The 18,787-nt window shown below is 66.2% G+C and carries 15 protein-coding genes, 1 pseudogene and 1 riboswitch; of the genes and pseudogenes, 2 read left to right on the top strand and 14 right to left on the bottom strand.

Features of this window, described 5'->3' with window-relative positions:
* Nucleotides 1-75: 75 nt before the first annotated feature.
* The 9 genes and pseudogenes from cbiB to AC1POX_RS06155 all read right to left on the bottom strand — a co-directional run.
* Entirely contained in the window at nucleotides 76-990 is a 915-nt protein-coding gene (gene cbiB / locus AC1POX_RS06195; protein WP_008571052.1) for an adenosylcobinamide-phosphate synthase CbiB, read from the bottom strand.
* Nucleotides 991-1,060: 70 nt separating this feature from the next.
* Nucleotides 1,061-1,672 (bottom strand): cob(I)yrinic acid a,c-diamide adenosyltransferase, encoded by a 612-nt coding sequence (cobO, locus tag AC1POX_RS06190; RefSeq protein WP_338334226.1) that lies wholly within the window; start codon nucleotides 1,670-1,672, stop codon nucleotides 1,061-1,063.
* Nucleotides 1,669-2,280, bottom strand: a complete 612-nt coding sequence (locus AC1POX_RS06185; RefSeq protein ID WP_338334362.1) for a hypothetical protein — start codon at nucleotides 2,278-2,280, stop codon at nucleotides 1,669-1,671. Before AC1POX_RS06185 ends, cobO begins: the two co-directional genes overlap by 4 nt.
* Complete coding sequence (locus tag AC1POX_RS06180; protein WP_029820041.1) at nucleotides 2,280-2,873, bottom strand: hypothetical protein; 594 nt, start codon at nucleotides 2,871-2,873, stop codon at nucleotides 2,280-2,282. Before AC1POX_RS06180 ends, AC1POX_RS06185 begins: the two co-directional genes overlap by 1 nt.
* Nucleotides 2,874-3,152: 279 nt before the next feature.
* Nucleotides 3,153-5,030: a TonB-dependent vitamin B12 receptor gene (gene btuB, locus AC1POX_RS06175; protein ID WP_372356869.1), complete on the bottom strand. Its 1,878-nt coding sequence runs from the start codon at nucleotides 5,028-5,030 to the stop codon at nucleotides 3,153-3,155.
* A gap of 117 nt (nucleotides 5,031-5,147) precedes the next feature.
* Nucleotides 5,148-5,372, bottom strand: a riboswitch (cobalamin riboswitch).
* Between the two features lie 340 nt (nucleotides 5,373-5,712).
* Nucleotides 5,713-6,999 carry an O-acetylhomoserine aminocarboxypropyltransferase/cysteine synthase family protein gene (locus AC1POX_RS06170; protein ID WP_071118751.1) on the bottom strand — a complete coding sequence of 429 codons (1,287 nt, stop codon included), beginning with the start codon at nucleotides 6,997-6,999 and terminating at the stop codon, nucleotides 5,713-5,715.
* A 159-nt stretch (nucleotides 7,000-7,158) separates the two neighbouring features.
* Nucleotides 7,159-8,070, bottom strand: coding sequence for a DUF6624 domain-containing protein (locus tag AC1POX_RS06165; protein WP_372356868.1), 912 nt, complete (start codon nucleotides 8,068-8,070; stop codon nucleotides 7,159-7,161).
* Between the two features lie 124 nt (nucleotides 8,071-8,194).
* Entirely contained in the window at nucleotides 8,195-10,780 is a 2,586-nt protein-coding gene (gene clpB / locus AC1POX_RS06160; protein ID WP_372356867.1) for an ATP-dependent chaperone ClpB, read from the bottom strand.
* A gap of 282 nt (nucleotides 10,781-11,062) precedes the next feature.
* Nucleotides 11,063-11,588, bottom strand: a pseudogene (locus AC1POX_RS06155) (ATP-binding cassette domain-containing protein); the annotation flags it as partial.
* A 180-nt stretch (nucleotides 11,589-11,768) separates the two neighbouring features.
* Here AC1POX_RS06155 and AC1POX_RS06150 point away from each other — a divergent pair.
* Together AC1POX_RS06150 and AC1POX_RS06145 are read left to right on the top strand one after the other, a co-directional pair.
* Entirely contained in the window at nucleotides 11,769-12,095 is a 327-nt protein-coding gene (locus AC1POX_RS06150; protein ID WP_372356866.1) for a GIY-YIG nuclease family protein, read from the top strand.
* Between the two features lie 44 nt (nucleotides 12,096-12,139).
* On the top strand, nucleotides 12,140-12,847 hold the full coding sequence (locus tag AC1POX_RS06145) for a glutathione S-transferase (protein WP_372356865.1): 708 nt from the start codon (nucleotides 12,140-12,142) through the stop codon (nucleotides 12,845-12,847).
* Between the two features lie 226 nt (nucleotides 12,848-13,073).
* Here the strand turns inward: AC1POX_RS06145 and AC1POX_RS06140 are convergent, their stop codons facing one another.
* From AC1POX_RS06140 to AC1POX_RS06120, 5 genes are all read right to left on the bottom strand, one after another.
* The gene (locus AC1POX_RS06140; RefSeq protein ID WP_277573640.1) at nucleotides 13,074-13,892 is read right to left on the bottom strand and encodes a DUF3014 domain-containing protein; all 819 of its coding nucleotides are present in this window, start codon (nucleotides 13,890-13,892) and stop codon (nucleotides 13,074-13,076) included.
* A 294-nt stretch (nucleotides 13,893-14,186) separates the two neighbouring features.
* Nucleotides 14,187-15,344, bottom strand: a complete 1,158-nt coding sequence (locus AC1POX_RS06135; RefSeq protein ID WP_372357142.1) for a lysozyme inhibitor LprI family protein — start codon at nucleotides 15,342-15,344, stop codon at nucleotides 14,187-14,189.
* 8 nt (nucleotides 15,345-15,352) lie between these two features.
* Entirely contained in the window at nucleotides 15,353-16,954 is a 1,602-nt protein-coding gene (locus tag AC1POX_RS06130; RefSeq protein WP_136732868.1) for a SulP family inorganic anion transporter, read from the bottom strand.
* Between the two features lie 137 nt (nucleotides 16,955-17,091).
* Nucleotides 17,092-18,156, bottom strand: coding sequence for an XAC2610-related protein (locus AC1POX_RS06125; protein WP_071118810.1), 1,065 nt, complete (start codon nucleotides 18,154-18,156; stop codon nucleotides 17,092-17,094).
* Nucleotides 18,123-18,596, bottom strand: a complete 474-nt coding sequence (locus AC1POX_RS06120) for a DUF3574 domain-containing protein (RefSeq protein WP_029820050.1) — start codon at nucleotides 18,594-18,596, stop codon at nucleotides 18,123-18,125. Before AC1POX_RS06120 ends, AC1POX_RS06125 begins: the two co-directional genes overlap by 34 nt.
* Nucleotides 18,597-18,787 lie beyond the last annotated feature (191 nt).

Here is an 18,787-nt window from a genome sequence, read left to right as displayed (position 1 = left end):
GAGCGGCGCTACCTGCGCCGGCGTGAACGGTGCGCCGGTGCGTGTTGGTGCAACGCCAGGCCATCCGCGTGCCGATCATCGCATCGCCAGCGCGGTTGCCAGCGCGCCCAGCAGCAGCCAGAACGCGACCCCGGCACGCACCAGCCGCAATGCGCGTTGCACGCTGTTTGCGCTTGCTGCCGCGCCCTCGCCCAGCGCGGGGCGCGGCTGCCAATGGCCGTGGTACGGCGCAGGCCCGCCCAATCGGACATGCAGCGCGCCTGCGCCCGCCGCCATCACGGGGCCGGCATTGGGGCTCTTCCAGCCGCGTCCCTGCCGCCACGCGCAGCGCATGCCCGCACGGGTGCGACCCAGCACGGCGTAGGTCGCTGCGGTGAGCCGCGCCGGCAGCCAGTTCAACGCATCGTCGATGCGCGCCGCGGCCCAGCCGAAGTTGACGTAGCGCGGCGTGCGATAGCCCCACATGGCATCCAGCGTATTGGACAGCCGGTACAACACCGCGCCCGGTGCGCCCAGCGCGACGCCCCAGAACAGCGCGGCGAACACGGCGTCGCTGCCGTTTTCCAAGACCGACTCGGTCGCTGCGGCAGCGACTTGGGTAGCGTCCAGCGCAGCCGTATCGCGGCTGACGATACGACCCACTGCAGCGCGGGCGGCAGGCAGATCAGTGACCTGCAGCGCATCGATCACCGCTTGCGCGTGTTCGCCCAGGCTACGCAGGCCCAGCGCCAGATACAGCGTGATCGCGGCAAACGCGGCCGCCGCCCAGGGCGACACGCACCACAGCCCCCATTGCACCACTGCAGCGACGCAGGTCAACGGCAACACGCTCACGCACCACGCCAGGACGCCCGCGCTGCGTCGGTTGGAGTGCAGGCGCGCTTCGATACGTTGCGCCCAGGTGCCGAACAACACCAGCGGATGTCCGCGCCGCGGCTCGCCGAGCAGCAAATCCAGCAGCACGGCAACGGTGGCAGTCACCAGCAGCATGGCGTGCAGTCCCGGCGCATGCCAGCCAACATGCCGAGCCATGCAAGGCATTGCGCGCGCACGCCCACGGCTACAGCTCGATGCCGAGTTGCGCCTTGATGCCGGCATTGAAGGCGTGCTTGACCAGGCGCATCTCTGTCACGGTGTCGGCGACCTCGATCAACCCGGCCGGCGCGCCGCGCCCGGTAATCACCACATGCTGGCCGGGCGGCCGCGCGGCCACGGCGGCAAGCACCTCATCCAGCGCGATGTAGTCCTTCACCAGGGCGATGTTGAGTTCGTCCAGCAGCAAGAAGTCGTAGCGCGCATCGGCCAGCATGCCGCGCGCACGCTGCCAGGCCGCCTGCGCGGCGGCGATGTCGCGTGCGCGGTCCTGGGTTTCCCAGGTGAAGCCTTCGCCCATGACGTGGTAATCGAGCAGATCCGGAAAGCGACGGAAAAACGCCTCTTCGCCGGTCGAAAACGTGCCCTTGATGAATTGCACCACGCCGCAATGCAGGCCATGCCCAAGCGAGCGCGCCAGCATGCCGAAGCCGGACGAGCTCTTGCCCTTGCCATTGCCGGTATTGACCAGCAGCACACCGCGGTCGATCACTGCACGTGCAATGCGCCGGTCGACCAATTCCTTCTTGCGCTGCGCGCGTTCGCGGTAATGCGCCTCATCGTGCTCGGGGGCGGTCATGCGCGTGCTCCCATGGGTGGACGTGCACCAGCGGCGCGGTGTGCAGCCAACAGGGCGAAAGCCAGGCCGATATAGCCGGCCAGTGTTGCAAGGGCGTGTGGATAGTCCGCCGGCATGCGCGCAATGAACCCGCTGAGCGTGGCATGCGGGTAGCGACCAGACAGGAAATAGAAACCGGCCTTGGAGAGCACATAGGCGGCGCTGCCGCTGATCAGCAAGGCCAACAGCGGCCCGGTGACGCAACGCCAGGCCTGGCGCTGCAGTTGCGATGCAAACAGTAGCCCGCCCCACCACAACGCGGCGTACGCCAATGCCAACGCCCAGTACGCCGGCGACAGGCACCAGTCGCTGCTGCTGCCCGAGGCCAGGCCGATCAGATCCAGCAGCGATACGATCCCGAACAGCAGCGGCAACATCCACAGCGGGCGTAGCAGCGCACCGGCCAGAAAAAATACCGCCCATGAGGCCGTGGGCAAGGCATCCACATTTGCAAAATGCTCGCCGCGCGCACAGACCATCAAGCCGGCAAGTGCGATGCCGCACGCTCTGGCCGCTGTGCCGTGCAACGGCAACGGCAACGGTGTCGCTGCAGCGCGCCGCGCCACCATCACGACACATCCGATGGCGTGGACAACGGCGCTGCGGCGTGCAGATGACGCCAGCGCAGCACGCACCATGCGGCTGCCAGCACCACCGCCAGATACAGCGCTGTCGTGCGCACGAACAACGGCCCCCACTGCCAGGCGCGCTGCAGGTACTGCGCCCAGTGCGGGTCGGCATAGCGCCCGCCCCACCAGTAGAACGCGCCATTGGAGATCAAGAACGACAGCACGGCGGCCAAGGTGCCCAGACCCCAGGCGATGCTCAGCGACGCAGCGCCTGGCCGCCCACGTGCGAGAGATGCGCGCCCGGCGTACCAGAGCACGCCATAGGCCACCGGCAAGGCCGCGTAGGCCGCCGTGATGCAGAAGTCGCTGACGCCGGCCAGGCGCACTGCAGCCCAATCGATCGCCACCGACAACCCCAGCAAGGCAACGAAGTCGCCGTGCCGCCGCAATGCCAGGCCACCGAGAAAGAACACCGCCATGGAGGCATCCGGCAGGTGCAGCCAGTCACTGACATGATGGAAGCGGGTCGCGGTCATCAGCAGCATCGAAGCGATGAACACCAGGCGTTCGCACGAGCGGGATAAAGGCGGCATCGATAGTTTCCTTCAGATTTTCGATCGCCACCCGGATGGCGCAACAGACATCTGGCAAATGATCGCCCCCTGCAAACCGTAGCGATCCTTGCATCCAGCGGCAAGCGCCGACTGCGCAGCCGGTGTCGGCGGCGCGCTTGGACGGGCTAACACAATGTCGCGCGCACTCGCCAGGCGCATGCGGACAGCAGGAGCAAACGCAGTATCCGCCTGGTCCATGCGGATCCGGGCACCGCCCGCAACCATGCGGTGGCTGCGCGGTCGTGTCGTCGGCTGCTCTCAGTGCGCCGGTTGGTAGCGGAAGGTCAGCAGATAATTGCGGCCTGGCTGGGCATACCAGCGTGCGGTTTCGTAGTGGCGGTCGAACACATTGTTGGCGGCAAATTGCACCTTCCAGTCCGCATTCACTGCATAACTCACGCGCAGATCCAGCAAGCCGTAGCCGGCCAACCGATCGGTATTGGCCAGATCGTCGTAGCGAGCACCCGAACCGAACAGGCTCGCGCCAATGCCGAATGCACCGATGCTGCGGTCGGCATCGATACGCCCGCTCTGGCGTGCACGCCGCGGCAACCAATTGCCATGATTGACTTCACCATCGGCCTGCGGCGCAAGCCAGGTCAACGCGCTGCGCACGGTCCAGCCGGCCAGCGCGGTGTCGTAGCCGGCTTCCACGCCGCGGATGCGCGCCCGATCGATATTGTTCGGCTGCCCGAACGGGTGCGTGGCATCCACCAACGACGCGTCGTAGGCGATGAGATCGTCGATACGGGTCTGGAACGCGCTGAGCGTCCAGGTGCCCCAATCGTAGCGACCGCGCAGACCGAGCTCGGCACTCCTGGAGGTTTCCGGCCCGAGCAGCGGGTTTCCGTAATCGGGGTAGTACAACTCGTTGAAGGTGGGTGCCTTGAACGCAGTGCCGTAGCTGGCCGTCAAGCGCAGATGCTCGGCCAGATCCCAACCCCACAGCAGGCTGCCGGTAGTCTTGCCGCCGAACTGGCTGTTGTCGTTGCGGCGCAGGCTGGCTTGCAGCGATTGACTGCCAAAAGTCTGCTGCCACTGCACAAATGCGGCGCGGTCGATGCGGCTGTCGGCATCGTAATTGTCGCTGCTGGCGATGGCGTCCCGCTGCCAATCGAAGCCGACCGTGAGCAGACCGGGGCCGGTGTCGAGATCGGCCTGCAACGCACCCTGCTTGCGGCGGGTGTCGTAGGTCGACAGGTAGGCGCCTTGGTAATACGCATCGCTCAGATCGGCGCTGGCGCCCACGCTGGCAGTGAGCGTGAGCGCCTCGTTCGGCGCGTACCGCACGCGGCCGCCGATGGCCTGCTGCACGCCCTTGCCCAGATTGCCGCCGAATGCCGAACCGTCGTATTCGTTACGGCTCTGCGCGCGCACTGCATGCACATCGGCATCCCACTGGCGATTGAAACGCCAGCCGCCCTGCGCGCTCAACGAATCGTTGCGATAGCCGTCGCGGTCCGGGTCATAGGCGCTGGAGCTGGTATCCAGATACGCGTTGATACCGTCGGTTTCGTCGTGCACCGCGTTCACCGCATACCAACCACCGGCTTCGCTCGGATCGCCGGGGCTGCGCCCCGCAATGCCCGCGCCGTAGCGGCGCGCGTTGTCGCTGCCGGTCGCCACGCTGAGTGTGGGCACGAAACGGCCTTGCGGACGACGGGTGAAGATCTGGATCACCCCGCCCAGCGCTTCGGAGCCGTACAGGCTGGAAAACGGCCCGCGCACGATCTCGACGCGTTCGATCTGCTCGATCGGCAGATCCTGCAACGCCGCACCGCCGGCGGTGGCCGAACCGATGCGTACCCCGTCGATCAATACCACCAGATGGTCCGACTCCGTGCCGCGCAGGAACAGCGAGGTCGCCTTGCCGGGTCCGCCATTGTTGGCCAGCGACACGCCCGCTTCGCCGCGCAACAGGTCCTGCAGCGAATTGACCTGACGACGCTCGATCTGTGCGCGGTCGATCACCGTGACCGGTGCCAGGGCCTGGTCCTGGGTCTGTGCGGTACGCGAGGCGGTCACCACCACCTCGTCGAAATCGATGGCAGCCTCGGCCTGCGCCAGGTTGGTCGCGCATAGCGACAGCGCCGCGGCCAGCACGGTGCGACGCGGCAAAACGGAAGAAACGGACATCGACTGCTGCTCCTGGAACCGCGCCTACCCGCGCGGAGGCAATGGGGTCGACAGGCAGCAACGGGCCAGGCGTCCGGCGCGCGAGCACCGGATGCACAGGGCCACGCCCACCGCGTGCCGGGTCAATCCCTTCAGGCCGGTCTCCGGGCTTGCGAGCGGAAGCGGTCGCTCCCCGGATCTGCGCCTTCCCATGCGATGCACAGTGGCGTGTCGTGCAGACCCTTGTCTCGCCCACCGTTGCGGGGGCAGCTCCGGAATTGCGTCCCGCCAAGGCGATGCGCGCACCGAATTCCCGTTTAAACCACCGGTCAGCCGGCAGTCACCTCAGGGGCACGCATGGTAACAGGATTGGCGGCGCCGCTCCGGGGGTGGCGGCCGACCAGGCGCAGCGCGTCGCCAAGCGCCTAACGAGGGAATTGCCAATTCCTTCTCCCGCCGGGAGAAGGTGGCGCGCGGCGCCGGATGAGGCTATGGAGCAAAGCCTCATGCGATGCATGGAAGCAGCATGCTGGTTGCACGCATGTCCGCCACCGAGCTTCATCTCTCACATACGAGTGGGCTTCGCCTACGTACCCTCACCCCAACCCCTCTCCCAAAGGGAGAGGGGCCTGTTCCCTTCTCCCTTCGGGAGAAGGTGGCGCGCAGCGCCGGATGAGGGTGCGAGCGCAGCCTTGTGTGCATCTCACGCCCCCTGCAGCGCCTGCTCCAGATCCGCCAGCAGATCATCAATATGCTCGATGCCGATCGACAAGCGCACGGTGTCCTCGCTCACACCGGCATGTTCCAGTTCGGCCGGGCCGAGCTGGCGGTGCGTGGTGGAGGCCGGATGCGTCGCCAGCGACTTGGCATCGCCGATATTCACCAGCCGTGTGAACAGCTGCAGCGCATCCAGGAAGCGGGCACCGGCCGCGCGCCCGCCGGGCAAGCCGAAGGTCAGCACGCCCGAGCCATGGCCGCCCAGATACTTCTGCGCCAATGCATGCTCGGGATGATCCGGCAACGCGGCGTAATTGACCCAGGCAACGCGCGCATGCTGCTGCAGATAACGGGCGACCGCCAGCGCGTTGGCATTGATGCGTTCCATGCGCAGCGCCAGCGTTTCGATGCCTTGCAGGATCAGGAACGCATTGAACGGCGACAACGCCGCACCGGTATTGCGCAGCGGAACCACCCGCGCACGGCCGATGTAGGCGGCCTCGCCCAGCGCGTCGGTATACACCACCCCGTGGTAGCTCACATCCGGCTCGTTGAGGCGCGGGAAGCGCGCCTTGTGCGCGGCCCACGGAAAGCGCCCGCTATCCACGATCGCGCCGCCGATGCTGTTGCCATGCCCGCCCAAATACTTGGTCAGCGAATGCACCACGATGTCGGCACCGAAGTCGATCGGCCGCAGCAGCGACGGCGTGGCCACGGTGTTGTCCACGATCAGCGGCACGCCGTGCGCATGCGCCACGGCGGCCACCGCTTCGATGTCGGTGATGTTGCCGCGCGGGTTGCCGATCGATTCGACGAACACGGCCTTGGTGCGTTCGTCGATCAGCCCGGCAAAGGCCTGCGGATCGCGATAGTCGGCAAAGCGCGTAGCGATGCCGAACTGCGGTAGCGTATGCGCGAACAGATTGTAGGTGCCGCCGTACAGCGCGCTGGACGACACGATGTTGTCGCCGGCCTCGGCGATGGTCTGGATCGCATAGGTCACCGCCGCCTGCCCGGATGCCAGCGCCAGCGCCCCGATGCCGCCTTCCAGCGCCGCCACGCGCTGCTCCAGCACGTCGTTGGTGGGGTTCATGATGCGGCTGTAGATGTTGCCCTGCACCTTCAGATCGAACAGATCCGCACCATGCTGGGTATCGTCGAAGGCATAGGCCACGGTCTGGTAGATCGGCACCGCCACCGCGCGGGTGGTGGGATCGGGACGATAGCCCCCATGCACGGCGATGGTTTCTGGCTTCCACTGCGGATCGGTCATGGCAAGGCTCGCTCTGGATAGAGGGCCCGACGATACGCGGCTGCCGCATCGCCTCTTATGACGGCGCGCCATGACGACATCGCCAACGATCACGTCCGGCATGGCGGACCCACTCGCATACAGTGGCCCTGGCGATACTGCCCCCACTCAATGCGCCGATCAATGCGCAGGCTGTCGGTAAGCGTCCTGCAACATCTTTTTGTACTGATCCATGGGCGGTAACCCCATACGACGGCGGCGTTCGCCCAGCCCCGCTTCGTCTTCGGTAGGCTGCAATGACATGCCGCCATCCGCATCGTTCTTGAATTGGGTGCCGTAGCGCTGCGGCTTGCCTTGCGCAAGCAAGACGCGATCGGTGAGCAACGCAACATCGTCAGGCGCCACCTCCTGCGTGGCCAGCGCCGCTTCCATCAACGCCAGAACCTGCGCCTGAAACGCTGGATCGGCGTCGGCATGCTGTACCAGGATCCATGCCGCCTTGGCGCCATCTTCCCCCACCAGGCGCCGGCCCGGCCAACCCTGGGTCGCGACGACTTGCTTGAGCCATGCGGTGTTGTCGGCATCCACCGGCGCAATGGATGCCCAGTCGGCGGGCTTGCCCCCAGCGGCGATCGCCGCATTGCGCACATGCTGATCCTTCTCTACGCGCGCGATCAGCTCCTGGCGCAATTGTGGATTCAGTGTTGCCTGCTGCTGCGCATTGACGCGCTCGGCTTTCGCCAGCAGCGCAGGCCACCCATCCATCTTTCGCAGCCGATTCAGGCCCGGCAGGTCCTTGCTGCGCAGATCATCGATGGAGATCCGCCCGCGCGGAATCTGGACATCGAGATACCGCAGGGCCTGGTCTGTCTTTCCCGCCGCGGCCAGGCATTCTGCACGCAGAAGTTCACCGTTTTCTGGAAGTTCGCTGGACGCGCGCTGCAGTGCGTCCATCACCTCGGCACAACGCGCATAGTCCTTGGCGTCATAGGCCTTGAGCGCGGCAAAGATATCCGGCGCGTCGCCTGCGTAGAGGCTACCGGCCATTCCCATGGCAACACCGATGTAGATCGGAACATACACAAGGCGCATCTGAAATTCCTTGCCAGATGAATCACGCGTTGGGGGGCGAAACGCGGCAGCGTGGACGCACTACAGACCCACGGCATGACAAGGATGGGTCACCCCGCATCCTGCGGGACGACCCATCCTACGATCACCCCTTGCCAAACTCCAGATGCCCACCTTGCGCACGCACGCGCACGGTCTCGCCGCTGGCGTACTGGCCCGACAGGATCTGCTGCGCCAGCGGGTTTTCCACCTGCGACTGGATTGCGCGCTTCAGCGGTCGCGCACCGTAGACCGGGTCGAAGCCGACATTGCCCAACAGCTCCAGCGCCGCATCGTCCAGGTCCAGCTTCAGGCCGCGCTCGGCCAGACGCTTTTCCAGGCCCTGCAGCTGGATGCGCGCAATCGACTTGATCTGTGCCTTGTCCAGCGGGTGGAACACCACGATGTCGTCCAGCCGGTTGATGAACTCCGGACGGAAGTGCGCCTGCACCACGCCCATCACCGCCGCCTTCATCTGCGTGTACGCCTCGGCACTATCGTCGCCGGACAGCTCCTGGATCTGGTGCGAACCCAGGTTGGAGGTCATCACGATGACGGTATTGCGGAAGTCCACGGTGCGGCCCTGGCCATCGGTGAGACGGCCATCGTCGAGCACCTGCAGCAGGATGTTGAACACATCTGCGTGCGCCTTTTCCACTTCGTCCAGCAGGATCAGCGAATACGGACGACGACGCACGGCCTCGGTGAGATAACCGCCCTCTTCATAGCCCACATAGCCCGGAGGCGCACCGATCAGCCGCGCCACCGAGTGCTTCTCCATGAACTCGCTCATGTCGATGCGGATCATCGCTTCGGTGCTGTCGAACAGGAAATCCGCCAGCGCCTTGCACAGCTCGGTCTTGCCCACGCCGGTGGGACCCAGGAACAGAAACGAACCGCTGGGACGATTGGGATCGGACAGGCCGGCACGCGAGCGGCGCACCGCATCGGACACCACCTTGATCGCCTCGTTCTGACCGACCACGCGATGATGCAATTCGTCTTCCATGCGCAACAACTTGTCGCGCTCGCCTTCGAGCATCTTGTTGACCGGAATGCCGGTCCAGCGCGACACCACTTCGGCGATTTCCTCGGCGGTCACGCGGTCCTGCACCAGCTTGAAATCGTGGTGTTCCACCTCGTTGGCCAGCAGCATCTGCTTTTCCAGTTGCGGCAGCACGCCGTACTGGATCTCGCTCATCTTGGCGTAGTCCTGGCGGCGCTGTGCGGCCTCCAGTTCCAGCTTTGCGTGCTCGATCTGCTCCTTGATCTTGGTGGTGCCCTGCAGCGCGGCCTTTTCCGACTTCCACACTTCATTGAGGTCGGAAAACTCGCGTTCGAGCTTGTCGATATCGCTTTCCAGATCAGCCAGGCGTTGCCGCGAGGCCTCGTCCTTTTCCTTCTTGAGCATCTCGCGCTGGATCTTGAGCTGGATCAGGCGGCGCTCCAGGCGGTCGAGTTCTTCGGGCTTGGAGTCGATCTCCATGCGGATACGCGAGGCCGCTTCGTCCATCAGGTCGATGGCCTTGTCCGGCAGCTGGCGGTCGGTGATGTAGCGGTTGGACAGCGTGGCCGCGGCCACGATGGCCGGGTCGGTGATCTCCACGCCGTGATGCACCGCGTAGCGCTCCTTCAGGCCGCGCAGGATCGCGATGGTGTCTTCCACCGTCGGCTCGCCCACGAACACTTTCTGGAAACGGCGCTCCAGTGCGGCGTCTTTTTCGATGTACTTGCGGTATTCGTCCAGCGTGGTGGCGCCGATGCAATGCAGCTCGCCGCGTGCCAGCGCCGGCTTGAGCATGTTGCCGGCATCCATCGCGCCATCGGCCTTGCCGGCCCCGACCATGGTGTGCAGCTCGTCGATGAACAGGATGATCTGGCCCTCGTTCTTCGACAGGTCGCTGAGCACCGCCTTCAGGCGCTCTTCGAATTCGCCGCGGAATTTGGCGCCGGCGATCAACGCGCCCATGTCCAGCGAGAGCACGCGCTTGCCGCGCAGGCCTTCGGGCACTTCGCCGTTGATGATGCGCTGGGCCAGGCCTTCGACAATGGCGGTCTTGCCCACGCCGGGTTCGCCGATCAGCACCGGGTTGTTCTTGGTGCGCCGTTGCAGCACCTGGATGGTGCGGCGGATTTCCTCGTCGCGGCCGATCACTGGATCGAGCTTGCCGCTCTCGGCGCGTGCGGTCAGGTCGATGGTGTATTTCTCCAGCGCCTGGCGCTGTTCTTCGGCGTTTTCAGACTGCACGGTTTCCCCGCCACGCAGCTTGTCGATGGCCGCTTCGATCTTCTTCTTGTCGCCACCGGCCGCGCGCAACGCCACGCCCAGCGGGCTGGCATCGTCGGCAGCGGCCAGCACGAACCATTCGCTGGCGATGAACGCGTCGCCATGTTGCTGGGCGAGCTTGTCGGTCTGGTTGAGCAGGCGATTGAGATCGTTGCCGATCGACAGATTGCCTTCCTGCCCGGACACCTTGGGCAGCGTGTCCAGCGCCTCGCCCAGGCGCTCGCGCAGCAGCGGTACGTTGACGCCGGCCTGCGACAGCAGCGGGCGCGTGCTGCCGCCGCTCTGGTCGAGCAGCGCGGCCAGCACGTGCACCGGCTCGATGATGTTGTGGTCGCGGCCCACAGCCAGCGACTGCGCGTCGGCCAGCGCCTGCTGGAACCGCGAGGTGAGCTTGTCCATCCGCATGGGAGATCCTCTGAACAGGTGGCCGGCACCGCCGGCGATACCGTGCAGATGCGGTTGGCGAGCGAGGTTTCAAGGTTTGCCGGTGCTGGAGATGCAAGCGGCCAGGCCGGCGCTGCCCAGGCGGCTTGGCGAAGCGGTGTAAGTGGCGGTGTAAGTGCTGGTGGCTTCCGCAGGGTGACGCACCCGCCAGCCACGCCGCGTGTCGCCCTGGGCGGTGGGTGAAACGGCGCGCAGGGGCCGGTATGGTCGCGGGAGCTGAGCCCCACACGCGCGGGGCTGGGGGATGCGTTGCAACGGCGAGGCTTCCTGTGCCGTCGTCTCGCGGGGTGCCGCATGGCGCATCTGCGCCTTCGGGGCAGCTGGCTCCGGCACCTGTGTCGCGCCCAGCAGACGCGACAGCACCTGTGCCTGGATCGTCGCCAGCGCCGGCAGCCCGGGCGCACGCGGATGCGGCACGGGCCCGCCACATCCAGGCCGACCTTGCCGTGATCGAGCACCACGATGCGATCGGCCAGCGCGCTCGCCTCGGCCACGTCGTGGGTGACCAACACCAACGCAAACCCGTGCTGCCGCCACAACCGCACGATTTGCTGCTGCATCACGATTAGTTGCTGCATCACGATACGGCTCGATGCATCCAGCGCCCCAACGGTTCGTCCAGCAGCAACAGCCGCGGCCGATGCACCAATGCACGTGCCGGCGCCACCGGCCGACGTTGGCCGCCGGACAGCGTGGACGGCCACGCGTTGCCGCGCATGCCCAGGCCCACCGCGTCCAGCGCCTGCTGCGCCTGCGCGCGACCGGCCCGGCGCCGCACGACTGGCGTGCAGGCAACAAGACCGGCTCGACCGAGCGATGCGATACGGCATGCTGTCTGCCGGCGCCCCAAGCGTCCAGTAACCAATGCTTAGGCGGTTAATCAGTCCCGGTGCGTTGGCGGTAGCGAATGCACCAAGCTCTGTCATGCATGCACGCTGCGCAATCGCGCATGAGTGGCGATAATGCGCCGATGGATGCTCCCAAGCCCTGGCACCTCTACCTGCTGCTATGTCGCAACGGCAGCTATTACGCCGGCATTACCAACGATCTGGAGCGGCGCTTCCAGGCCCATCTGCGTGGCACTGGTGCGCGTTACACGCGTGCCAATCCGCCCGTGCAGCTGCTCGCCAGCCACCGGTACCCGGACCGCGCCAGCGCTTCGCGCGCGGAGTGCGCGCTCAAGCGCCAGCCACGTGCGTGCAAGCTCGCCTGGCTGCAGGCACAACCGAACTGTGCGGAGTCACAACCTGCTGACGCATCGATCACGCCCGTCTAGCCATCGTTTTTCTACCCTGCAGCGCCCGACATGCGGAGCGGCGCATGCATTATCAGCTGTATTACTGGACCGGTCTGCAAGGCCGCGGCGAATTCGTGCGACTGGCACTGGAAGACGCCGGCGCGGCCTACACCGATGTCGCACGTATCCAGGGCGACGAGGTCATGACGGCGTTTTTGCAGGGCGAGCAGGTGGGCGCGCAGCCGTTCGCACCACCATTTCTCAAAGCCGGCGACGTGGTGGTGGCACAGGTCGCGGCGATCCTGCACTTTATCGGGCCACAGCTGCAATTGGTGCCCGATTCGGAACCACAGCGGCTACAGGCGCTGCAATTGCAGCTGACCATCGCCGATCTGGTGGCCGAGGTGCACGATACGCACCACCCGATCGCAACCGGCCTGTATTACGAAGACCAACAAGCCGAAGCGGCCAAGCGTGCACAGGACCTGCGTGAAAACCGCTTGCCCAAATTCCTGGGCTATTTCGAGCAGGTACTGCAACAGGCTGGCGGCACGCACGTGCTCGGCACGCATTCGTACGTGGATCTATCGTTGTTCCAGTTGGTGAGTGGCCTGGAGTACATGTTCCCCAAACGCATGGCGACGTTGGCCAAAAACTTGCCAGGGCTGAAGGCGCTGCAGCGGCACGTGGCGCAACGGCCGCGCGTTGCGGCCTATCTGGCGTCCGAACGACGCGTGTCCTTCAATACCAACGGCATCTTCCGCCATTACCCGGAGCTGGATGCGGCATAGGCAGCGGCAGCGAGGGCGCTGCGGCCGGTCGCAACAGGCTGGCGCCGCATGAGGGTGCGGCGCGGCCCGCGGTGCTGATTGCCGCGATCGATCACGCAACCACGCCACCTGACCCTGAGCGACGCGTGCAGCGTTACGTCGTGTACGTACGCACCCACCCAGGTGCGAAGGCCGCAGGTCGCCTGACATGCGGCGTTCGCTCTCCGGTAGCGGGAAGCCAGCGGCCTCAGCGCCCCTGCAGCAAGGCCGTGCGAATCCGCTGCAGTTGCGCCTTGACTGCAGCCGCTTGCGTCGGCCCCAGGCGCAGCAGTGCCTTCTGCCCCACCGACAGCGATTCCAGCGATGGGTCGACGAAGCGGTAGCGGCCACGGTCGTCGCGTTGCACGCCGATCGGCTGCGTCGGCTCAGGCGTGCGCAGCAAGTGGTCGATCACATCGATGACGCGGTCGTTGAAGTAACGATCCGGCGCGCCCAGATCCGCGTACGCCTGCTGAAACAGCGGATAGAAGCGCACATAGCCGCGCGCCATGGCCTGCGCATCCACGCTGGTGAATGCGGCCACGTAAGGTGCATAGCGGGCCGCATTGGCCTGATCGAGCACCGGATGATCGCCTCCGCCGGCCACCTGCAACTCGCCAGGCACCGGCTGCAGCACCAAGGCACGGCGGCTGATGCTGGGTTGGGTGAGGTTGTCGATCATCACCACCACGCGTTCGATCAGGTGCTTGCGCAATACGATCGACAACGCGTCATCGTCCTGCACCAACGCCAGCAGCGCTTGCCACGCGGCATCGTCGCTTTGCGCCAACGCAGGAATCGCAGCATCGGCAGCGTCGGCCGATGCTGCCGGCACCGGATGACGCGGCTCGCCACTGGCCGGCGTCGGCTGTGGGCTGACCGCAGCGGCCACGGCACTGGCGGTACGGCTGATGGGTGCAGGCAAGGTGCCCTGCGGATCGGGCGGGCCGCTGAACAGCCACCACGCGGCGCCAGCGATCAAGGGGACCGCCAACAACCACGGCCAGCGCGAGGATTTGCTTTGCATCGTGGAACTCCTGACATCGACAGCATCCAGTGTGTGACCGTGGGATGCCGCGGTGGTTCCATCGATTTACGGTGTCGCTCGTTGAGCCGCTTGACGCTGGACGTGACGCACTACGCTCGCAACCATGGGAAACGCAGCGCCCGGCTCGCCGGCTGTCTCACCGTCGTGGGATTCTTGGCGGCATGAATGCCGCCAAGGAGCCACAGAGACGTACTTGCAGCGTGTCCTGCGATGGTGGGCGGGCAAGGGCCCTGCAGCGGAGAGGCAGAAGCTTCGCTGCGCGATCCACGCCGCTTAGCCGGCGAAATCCAATCGCGCGTTCACCCAAGCCGCGACAATTGCAGCGGCAACCTGTTCGGCCTGCCTGGCCGGCATGTGCTTTTCGCTTACCAGCCAGGCGGCCGTCTCTGCGCGCACCTTCGGCAACAGCGCGCGCGCAGCGTTGCGCTCGGCTGCCGGCCAGTCGCTGTCGTCGCCGGACCACGCAGCAATCGCCTGCTCCGGATCGTTGCCGTAGCGCTTGCGCAACTCCGGCTGCAGATACAGTGCCGGCGACACGGCAGCCCGGAGCGCGATGATCTGCCACTCGGCGTAGCTGGCATAGCGAATGGTGCCTGCGTCCTTGCTCAAGGCTTCGATCAGTCCTGCGAATCCGTCATCCAGCTGTTTCCAGCTCGGTCGCGCGAACAGCCCACCGGGCGGCTCGCAGATCGGCGCGAAACTGTCGCGTGTCGAACCATAGAGCGGGCCGAACGCCTCATAAGCCGGCTCGCCCACTGCAGCGAAGATGAAGCAATGCACATACGGCCGCTCGGAACGATCTTCGCGCTCGATCCACATGCGCAACAAGGTCAGCACACGCTGTTGCTGTTGCATGGCAGGCGCGCCTTCCACATCGTCGAGCAAGGACGCTGCGAAATCGTCGGTCTTGCGCAACGCCTTGCGTGCGCTTTCAAAACGCGCGCTCGCCAACGCCGCATCCACGCCAGCGGCGGGCACGAAGTCATGCAGATACGCCAGCCATGCCGATGCCAGCGGCGCGTCGTAGCCCTGCAACTGGCGCGCAGCGTCCGCTGGCGTTTTCGGGATGCTGGCGATGATGCGGTCCAGCGTTTGCTGCTGGGCGTCGAGTGTCTTGCCCAGCGCATCGACCCTGGTCTTCAAACTGCGTTGCAGGCAGGCATCTACCTTGGCGTCCTGCGCGCAGGCATTGCGCTGGCGCAACCAGGCGCGTTGCTGATCGCGCACTGCGGTGAGCGAGGCGCGCGGTGTGGTGTCCAGCACGCCGCGGTAGGCCTCATCCAGCTGATCGTCCAGCTGGCCGAGCGCCGGCACCGCGCACAGCCGCTTTTCCACCGGCGTGCCCGCCTGCTTGCAGTCGAACGACGCCGACCATGCGGCGCCAGCGCTCAGCACCAAAGCGCCAGCCACAATGCTCTGCACGACACGCATCCGATAAGTCACTGCAACGCCTCCTTGCGCGCCGGCAGCAGCGACAGCAGCAGCAGCGTCGCCGCCAGCGCCACATAGGCACCGACGAACTGCCAGCTGATCACCCGCGCCAGGCCTTGCAGCGACCACGGCAGGTAGATGCCGCCGCGCGGGTCCACCGAGTGGATCAGGCCGAACAGGGTCAGCCCGGCAGCTACCAGCAGGAACGCCGCGCCGCGTCGCAAGCGGCCGTCGATCATCGCCGCCACCGTGGCGATCCATAGCATCGCGGTGATGATGAAGCCATTGCCCAGCGCGAAGATCACTGCCAGCTCCGGCAACCCGTGGCCGTCGACCTTGGTGGTCAGCGCGACCAGCTGATCCGGTGCAATCCAGCCCGGCGCCTTGATCGTCAGCAGGTACGCGACCGACGGCAGAAAGCCCAGCACCATCGCACCGGCATGCTGCCTGGGCGTGGCCTGGAATGCCTGGGTGGTGATGTCGATGGAGACATACACGATGATTGGCGCCAGCACGGCCAGCGGCAGCCACTGCACCAAGCCGCTGATCACGCCAAGCATGCCGCCGATCCCGATGAACACCCCGGTCAGCAGCGTGTAACCGGAGCGCGCGCCCATGTGCTTGTAAGCGGGCTGGCCGATGTAGGGCGTGGTCTGCGCAACGCCGCCGCAGACGCCGGCCACCAGCGTGGCCAAGGCTTCCACCAGCAGGATGTCGCGGGTGCGGTAATCGTCGCCGGCCGCGCGCGCGCTCTCGCTGACGTTGATGCCGCCCACCACCATCAACAAGCCGAACGGCAACAGCAACGGCAGGTACGCCACCGTGGCCGGCAGGCCGTCGATAAAGCCCAGCGTCGGCAGCGGCAGCACGATCTGCGGCGGATTCCACGCCGGCAAGGCGAAGCCGGGGGCACCCAATCCCGCCAGGCCAAGCCCGTAATACAACGCGGTGCCGATCACGAACGCCACCAGCACGCCGGGCAATTTGGTCGGCAGGCGGCCCTTGGCGAGCAGCACATACAGCAGCAGGCCCAAGGTAACGAAGCCGGCTACCGGCGAACGGAGCGTTTCCAGCAATGGCAGCAAGCCCATCAGCACCAGCGCGATACCGGCGATGGAACCGAGCAGGGCCGCCCGCGGCAGCGCGCGCGTCACCGCTTCGCCTGCGAAGGACAGCACCAGCTTGAGCAGGCCCATCACCACCAACGCGGCCATGCCCAGTTTCCAGGTGGCGATCGCGGCGGCCTGCGGATCCAGCCCTTGCGCTTTGAAGCCGGCAAATGCCGGGCCGAGCACCAGCAGCGCCATGCCGATGCTGGTGGGCGCATCCAGGCCCAGCGGCATGGCAGTGACGTCGTCGCGCCCGGTGCGTGCGGCCAGCCGCCGCGCCATCAGGGTGTACAGCAGGTTGCCCACCAGCACGCCGAACGCGGTGCCGGGGAACATGCGCTGGAACACGACGTCGGCCGGGAACTGGAAGATGCCGACCAGGGCCATCGCGATGAAGCCAAGGATAGACAGGTTGTCGACCACCAGGCCGAAGAAACCATTGAGATCGCCAGCGACGAACCAGCGCGGCGCAGCCGCAGGACGCGAAGAGGGAGCCGACATGAGAACCAGAGAAGCGTGGGGGTCGGCCGATGGTAGCCGCTGCATTGCGGGGACGACAGCGGCGCGGTGGATCAGAGCGTGTCGTGGCCAGGGGCCGTCGGGCTGTCCGTGAGCAGGCAGCCCGGCGCCATCGCCCGCTACTGCATCGCCGCATCCACCTCGATCCAGCCCACGCTGTCGCTGCGGCCGGCGCTGCGATAACGCACCTGCAACCGCGTACCATCGGCGCTGACGTCCAGCGCATCGGCCTGATCGCCGCGCACCAGATAGCGTTTGGTGACGGTGGCCGTCGGCGTGGCGTACAGCGGCAAACGCCTCACCTGTACGTGCAGTTGCACCGGCATCGGTTCCTCGAGCGTGGTACCGATTTCGCTTGCCACCTTGACGCCGCGCGGGTCGTACATCGGCCACACCGACAGCGGCATGCCATCCTCGCTTCCCGAATCCAGCAACGCCTGGATTTGCGGCGACTCGATCCGCTGCTGCGTCCGCCAAACGTACAACCGCCCGCCAGCGTCGTAGCGGTAGACATCCGCATACCACATCGGCCCACCGCGGCAGGAACTGGTCAGGCTGCGCTGCTGTTGATCGGCAACCAGATTGAAGAATCCCTCGCACTGCACCGCCGGGCGCGTCGGTGCAGCGAGCGCATGAAAACGGCGCTGTGCAGGATCGAACACAAAGACCCAGACCGCCTCGTTGACCTGACCCAGCATCGCCGACACCGCAAGATCCGGGCGCCCGTCGAAGTTGTAGTCGTCGCTGCGCAGCTGCACGCCGCCCTCGCCATCGTCCACATTCGCGTCGAACCACTGTTCGGCATCGCCGGGAGACAGCACCACATGCAGGCGCTGGCCGACCAAGGTGGCGGTCGCACGGGTCTGCGCATCCAGCGTCAGACGAAGGCTTGTGTCGTCTGCCGCAGCGCCGAACGCCAGCCCGCCTGCCATCGCAACCAACAGTGCGCGAGCGGCGCGGACGGGCGACAAATGCAAGAAGCCAAGGCGCATGCGCAGCTGGCTCGAAGCGGTGCGCAGACACTCGCTCGCCGGCTGCGCACGCGATGCCCGCCAATGCATGAAGACGCGCGACATACGCCGATCGACGCTGGCGAGCGTGGCGGTCGGCAACTGCACGGACCTGTCGGTGCGCAAGCCGGCCAGCGGACTCAGAACGACACCTCCACCGGCTGCCGCGACCACAGCACCGACTGGTGTCCGGTGGCCTGCTTCCAGGCCAGCCGGATCGCTTCGATGTCGTTGCGCCGTTGCGGGGTGTCCTCGTGCAGGATCACCAGCACCTTGGTGCCCAGCCGGTTCGGCTCCTTTGCGCCGCGGAACAACCATTGACCGTAGGCGTCGAACACGGTCAGACCATCGGGAAAGCGCGGGGTCACTTCCTTGTCCAGAAACGCGCGCCATTGGGTTTCGTCGATGGTGCGGGTCTGCGGGCGGTCGGCCGGGCCGGATTCTTCGCCCACGCCGAAATACAACTCGCTGCGCACCCAACCCCGTGCCGCCGCCGGCCGCGCTGCATCGCCCTGCAGGCTGGCAGTGGTCGCGGTCGGCACGGTGCCGGGCGTGGTGGCGCAAGCGGTCAACGCCAGCATGGCGGCAAGCAGGCAAGACGGCAGCAACTTCATCGACTTCTCCACAACAGGTCTGGGGGGCACTTGGGGCAGGCTCATGCAAGGCCGATATCAGCTCATGCCGGCGCGCACGCACTGTGCCATCTCGCGCCGCCCTGAACAACGCGATAATATCTTTCCATCCGGATGAATGTGGACGATCCGCCCCCTTGCGCCCCAGCCCGGCCGGATGCCGACCGCGCGGC

The sequence above is a fragment of the Xanthomonas sp. NCPPB 3442 genome, from assembly GCF_056725145.1.
Note: the sequence above shows the minus strand (reverse complement) of the source record. Positions and strands in the feature narration are given on the sequence as shown.